This window comes from Dialister sp. UBA1703 (assembly GCA_002320515.1).
Classification (GTDB): Bacteria; Bacillota; Negativicutes; order Veillonellales; family Dialisteraceae; genus Dialister.
On the sequence record DCJJ01000052.1, the window covers coordinates 143 to 6,233 of the forward strand.

The window sequence follows — 6,091 nt, forward strand, 5'->3', positions numbered from 1 at the left end:
GTACACTAGTACACTAGTACACCAACCCATGGCAGCAGCGGATAGCCGCCCATTCCTTTCATGGGGTATAATAAAATCATCATAGATCACAGAGTACAAGGAGGTTTCCCATGGTTGATCCTTTTATCTATTGCAATCCTACGAAAGTGTATTTCGGCCATGATGCCATGAGCCATATTCACGAGGAACTGCCCCGCTGGGGGAAGAATGTGCTTCTGGTGTACGGCGGCGGTTCCATCAAGGAAAGCGGCATTTATGACAAGGTGGTGGATGAAATCAGAAAGGCGGGGGTTTCTGCCTATGAAATCTCCGGTGTAAAGCCAAATCCGGAGCTGCCTCTGGCGGTGAAGGGGGCCCGTTTCTGCCGGGAGGCAGGCATTGACCTCATTCTGGCCGTCGGCGGCGGCAGTGTGATTGACACGGCGAAGGTGATTGCGGGGAGCGCCCTGTATGAAGGAGACCCCTGGGAGCTGGTGAAATCAAGGGCACAGATTTCCCGCGCCCTGCCTCTTTTGGCCATTCCCACCATGGCGGCCACGGGGTCGGAGATGAACAGCTGCGCCGTCATTACTAATCCTGACACCCACGAGAAGCTGGGCTGGACTACGGAAGCGCTGCGTCCGAAGGTTTCTTTCCTTGACCCGAAGAATACTTTCACCGTGCCTCCTGCCCAGACGGCCTTCGGCAGCGCCGACATTCTGTCCCATATTCTGGAGGTGTACCTGAACCGGGCCGAAGGGTTTGACGCCATGGACGGGTTCATGGAAAGCATGATGCGCTCGGTCATCCGCTGGGCGCCTCTGGCCATGGCGGACGGCGCCAATGAGGAGGCCCGGGCCAATCTGCTCTGGGATTCCGAATGGGCTATCAACGACCTCATCGACCGGGGCCACTCCGTTTCCTGGAGCTGCCATGCCCTGGAGCATGAGCTTTCCGCCTTCTATCCCGTTCCCCACGGTCTGGGGCTGGCCATCCTGACCCCCGCTTTCATGGAGTATGTGCTGAATGAGGACACGGCACCCCGCCTTGCCCGCTTCGCCGCCCGCGTCATGGGGGTGAAGGAAGGAAAGAATGAAATGAAAACCGCCAGGAAGGGCATTAAGAAACTCCGGAAATTCTTCAGAAAGGCCCTCTCCCTCCCCGGTTCCCTGTCTGAAATCGGCATGGACGATGCTCTCTTCGAAGACATGGCGGCCCACGCCATGGCCTGGAAGGGGGAGGATGGCATTCTCCATGGATTCTCTCCCTTGACGGAAGAGGATCTGCTGGCGATTTACAGGAAAGCATTGTAAAAAGGGGCCGCCAAGCGGCCCCTTTTTACACGCCTATGGTGTGAGGGTTCGGGAGGTTCGCCCTTTGGGCGAACGGGGGCGCGGCTGGCGCCGCAGGTTGAGACCGCCTGTCGGCGGCAATAATTTTATATACCACCCAGCGGACAGCCGGCCAATTATCCTACGATTTCCCTCATCCTTTCATAGAGTACTGCCAAGGGGAGGCCTACTACGTTGTCGTAGGAGCCATGGATGGATTCCACCAGGAGGGTGCCTATGCCATGGATGCCGTAGGCACCGGCTTTGTCCATGGGTTCTCCTGTTTCTATGTATTTTCGGATTTCTTCGTCTTCAAGCTGCCGGAATCTGACTTCTGTGGATGTGACGGTGAGGTCTGTTTTTCCCTGATAGAGGATTGCCATGCCGGTTTTGACTGCGTGGGTTTTTCCGGAGAGGGCGCGGAGCATGCAGAAGGCGTCTTCCTGATTTTCAGGTTTGCCCAGGATGTCCTGCCCCAGCACTACGATGGTGTCTGCGCCTACGACGGGGATGCCATCGCCCCGGCGGGAGGCGGCGTCTGCCGCTTTGCCGAAGGCGTTGGCGGCGCACACCAGGCTGCTGTGGGCGAAGGGGGCAAATTCCATTTCCTTCTTTTCTTTCAGGATGAAGGACAGGGCTTCTTCTTCGTTTTTGACTTCCGGAAAATCGCTTTTCTCGATGTCCGCTTCCCAGCCGATCCGATGAATCAGTTCCCGGCGGCGGGGTGAGGCGGAGGCCAGCAGGATATGCATGATTTTTATTTCCTTTCTTATAAAAAAACGGCGCTCTGCGCCGCTCTTTTTATTTGTCCCGAAGGGCCCGTTTCAGAATTTTTCCGGACGCATTTTTCGGGAGGGCGTCCATGGGAATGAAGCGGCGGGGGATTTTGTAGCCTGCCAGGTTCCGGCTGAGGTATTTGCGGATGCGGGCTTCGTCGAATTCGTACCCGTCTTTCATGACCACATAGGCCCAGACTACCTGGCCGCGGAGGGGATCGGGATGGCCGATGACGGCGCATTCATAGACTCCTTCCACTTCGTAGATGCAGTCTTCCACTTCGCCGGGGTAAATGTTTTCGCCATTCACAATGATAAGGTCTTTCAGCCGGTCTACAATGTAAATGAATCTGTCTTCGTCCATGTAGGCCAGGTCACCGGTGTGCAGCCAGCCGTCGGGCTCCAGCACTTTCTTCGTTTCTTCTTCCCTGTGCCAGTAGCCCTTCATCACGTTGTCTCCCCGTACCATGAGCTCGCCCACCGTGCCGGGCTGATAGGGGCCTTCCTTTTCCGTCGCGATTTTCACTTCCACCCCGGGGATGGCAGGGCCTACGGTGAGGTACTTCAGCCTGTCCGAAGGAAGGACGCTCACCACCGGCGATGCTTCCGTCAGGCCGTAGCCTTCCCGTACGGGATGGTGGAAACGGTCAAAGAAGGCCTGGGCCACAGGCTGGGGAATGGGAGCGCCGCCGGAAATGAAATCGTGGACGGTCTTCATCACCGCCGGTTCGCCCCGGCGGGCCAGAAGGTTGTACATGGGCGGCACCATAATGGCAATGGTAATGCCGTGCTCCACGATGGCATTGATGATTTCCGTGGGATTCTTCGTCCGGACGATGACGATGGTGCTGCCGTGCATAAGGCCTGCATGGATGACGGTGGTGAGGCCGTAGCAGTGGAACATGGGCAGTACGCAGAGGATTTTATCCTCCGGCTTGAAAATGACCATCCGGGTGAACTGCTCCACATTGCGGACGAAATTCTTATGGGTGAGCATGGCCCCCTTGGGGCTGCCGGTGGTACCGGAGGTATAGACAAAAGCACACACGTCGTCTTCCGTCAGGTCTTCCGGGAAGGGCGGCGCCTCCGGCGCCTTCCGTTCCCGGGCCTGGAAATCCAGGTCGTGGATGTCTACGGCGGGCACGGAAACCGTAAGATCCGTATCCGTCACCAGCAGCAGGGCCTCCGCATCCTTCAGGATGTAGTCCACTTCCCGGTCCACCAGGGAGTTGTTGATGGGAATGATGACAGCCCCCAGACTCATCACTGCCAGATGGACATAAATAAACTCCGGCCGGTTGGCGGAATAAAGCCCCACCCGGCAGCCCTTCCGGACGCCCATTTCATAAAGCCGGTTCCGATAGAGAGATACAATCTTCCGCAGTTCGCCATAGGTAACCTTTGCCTCGCCGTCGATGGCCACATGCCCCTCCGGCGCCTGATTGATGATTTCATGAATAAACATAGCGCACCTCACTTTGGTTCTATTGTAGCAGATTACAAATGGCATCTCAAATTATGGACACTATAGACACGCCTTCGGCGTGAGGGTTCAAAGGGTTCAAAAGGTTCAGAGGGTTCAAAGGGGGTAGGTTGACGGGGCTTCGCCCCGAGGGTTGTGCCCGCCTGTCGGCGGCGGGTTATGTTCGCTTCGCTCAGGGGGCGACGGCCCTTCGGGCCGAGGGTTGTGGACGCCTGCCGGCGGCGGGTTGTGTTCGCTTCGCTCAGGGCAGATAGCGGATAGCCATCCCACGGTCCCCAAAACTTTTCTCAGCAAAAAATTTTATTTCCTATATAATAGAGTTAAGAAAATATTAAGGAGGGATCCTATGCTGGATATATATAAGAGGCGCATGGCTGCTGCCGGCGCGGGGCTGGAGGCTCTGGGGCTGGATTCGCTTATTGTTTCAGAGCCAGCCGCCCTTTTCTATCTCACCGGGGAAATCATCCATCCCGGCGAGAGGCTTACGGTGCTGGTTTTCCGCCAAAAGGAGCCGCCTTTCTGGCTCCGGAACCGGCTTTTTCCCCTGAAGGAGGGCATGGGCCTTTCCATGGAGGAGGCGGGTGGAGGCCGGCCGGCGGATATTTCCTTTGAAGACGGAGAGGAGGGGCTGGCCCTTCTCTCCCCTTTCCTGCCGAAGGGTACGACCGGCATCGACAAGACCTGGCCATCCCATTTCCTTTTATCCCTCATGGCCCTTCGCCCCGACCTGTCCTTTAAGAACGGTTCTCCCCTGGTGGACGGCCTGCGGGCAGTGAAGGATGAGGAGGAAATCAAAGCCATGCGCCTTGCCTCTGCCATCAATGACCGGGCCATGGAACGGATTTCCCGCTGGATTCATCCCGGTGTGACAGAAAAGGAATGCGCCGACAGGCTCCTTGCTATTTATAAAGAGGAAGGGGCGGAGGGGTTCTCCTTCCCGCCTATCGTTTCCTTCGGCGCCCACGGCGCCGATCCCCACCATATGCCCGATGACACAAAGCTTTCTGAAAACGAGACGGTGCTTTTTGACATCGGCTGCCGGAAAAATCATTACTGCTCCGACATGACCCGCACCTTTTTCACCGGCACTCCCACGGAGGAGCAGAAAAGGGTACATACCCTGGTACGGGAGGCGGGAGAGCTGGCGGAATCCCTGGTGCGGCCGGGAATCCCGCTGGCTGATCTGGACCGGGCAGCCAGGGAATACATTGCCAACGGAGGATACGGGCCCTTCTTCACCCACCGTCTGGGCCATTTCATCGGCCTCAAAGAGCATGAGGAGGGAGAAGTAAGCGCCTCATCCCCCCTCATTGCCAAACCGGGCATGATCTTTTCCATCGAGCCCGGTGTCTATCTGGAAGGCCGATTCGGCGTCCGCATCGAAGATCTGGTGCTGGTGACGGAAGAAGGCTGCGAAGTACTGAACCATGCCGGCAGGGGCTGGCAGATTTCCTGAAAGGAGAAAACCATGATGCAAGTCAGACATATGATTCTCGGGGAAGGCAGGCCCAAAATCTGCGTCCCCCTCGTTTCCGCTTCCTTTGAAGACCTGGAAAAGGAATGCACTTCCCTGAAGGAGCTTTCCCCCGATATGCTGGAATGGCGGGTGGACTACCTTCTGAACAAGGAGGATTTCAACGCCGTAACCGACCTGGACAAAGCATACCACATCATCCGCTCCCACTTTGAAGACACGCCCCTCCTCACCACCCTTCGCACCAAGAGCCAGGGCGGCGTCCACAAAACCCCCGGCGGCGACTATGTGCATCTTATTTCCCTCATCCTCGCCTCCCGCTGGGCGGATATTATCGACATCGAATACGGCCATGAAATCATGGACACCAAAATCCTCATGGCTCGGGCCAGAGCCCGGCAGATTCCTACCCTCATGAGCTACCATAAATTCAAGAGGGCCCTTTCGGAAATGGAAATTGTGGACACGCTGGAAAATATGAAATCCTTCCGTCCCGACATCCTGAAAATCGCCGTCATGCCACAGACCCCCCTGGACGCCGCCGCCCTCATCAACGCCGCCGCCAGGGTAAACCGCCTCTTCCCTGACACCCCTGTCATTACCATCGGCATGGGCCCCCTTGGCGTCCTCACCAGGGTGGCAGGAAACGGGCTCGGCGCTCCCCTCACCTTCGCCGCCGGAAAAGAAGCCAGCGCTCCCGGCCAGCTGACAGTGGAAGAAGCGCGGACAGTGCTGGGAATATTGTATAAATAAAGGCCTTCGGCCCCGGGTTCAAAGGGTTCAGAAGGTTCGCCCTTTGGGCGAACGGGGGCACGGCTGACGCCGCAGGTTGGGACCGCCTTCGGCGGCGGGTTGTGTAGAAGGGGGGGAGGAAAAAAGTTCTTAGGTTTAACGCCCGCTCCGCGGGCGAAGGGGCTTTGCCCTTCGGGCAAAAGGTTGTGTTCGCTGGCGCTCAAGGGGCCTCAGCGCCTATGGCGCTGAGGGTTGTGGATTGCCCATGGACACGCCTGCGACGTGAGGGTTCAGAGGGTTCAGAGGGTTCAGAGGG

Annotated in this window: 5 protein-coding genes; 3 read left to right on the forward strand and 2 right to left on the reverse strand. The window is 57.5% G+C overall.

The genetic code is table 11. The annotated features are described in order from the left end of the window. Positions 1–110 precede the first annotated feature (110 nt). Positions 111–1,292 (forward strand): iron-containing alcohol dehydrogenase, encoded by a 1,182-nt coding sequence (locus B2Y11_RS02365; RefSeq protein ID WP_291055695.1) that lies wholly within the window; start codon positions 111–113, stop codon positions 1,290–1,292. 155 nt (positions 1,293–1,447) lie between these two features. Here B2Y11_RS02365 and B2Y11_RS02370 read toward each other — a convergent pair whose 3' ends face one another. Next, complete coding sequence (locus tag B2Y11_RS02370; protein ID WP_291055697.1) at positions 1,448–2,062, reverse strand: Maf family protein; 615 nt, start codon at positions 2,060–2,062, stop codon at positions 1,448–1,450. 49 nt (positions 2,063–2,111) lie between these two features. Continuing rightward, positions 2,112–3,551: a class I adenylate-forming enzyme family protein gene (locus B2Y11_RS02375; protein ID WP_291055699.1), complete on the reverse strand. Its 1,440-nt coding sequence runs from the start codon at positions 3,549–3,551 to the stop codon at positions 2,112–2,114. 364 nt (positions 3,552–3,915) lie between these two features. Here B2Y11_RS02375 and B2Y11_RS02380 point away from each other — a divergent pair, with 364 nt between their 5' ends. Further along, positions 3,916–5,025, forward strand: coding sequence for a M24 family metallopeptidase (locus tag B2Y11_RS02380; protein WP_291055704.1), 1,110 nt, complete (start codon positions 3,916–3,918; stop codon positions 5,023–5,025). Between the two features lie 12 nt (positions 5,026–5,037). Then, positions 5,038–5,796, forward strand: a complete 759-nt coding sequence (gene aroD, locus B2Y11_RS02385; RefSeq protein WP_291055707.1) for a type I 3-dehydroquinate dehydratase — start codon at positions 5,038–5,040, stop codon at positions 5,794–5,796. The last annotated feature ends 295 nt before the right edge of the window (positions 5,797–6,091 follow it).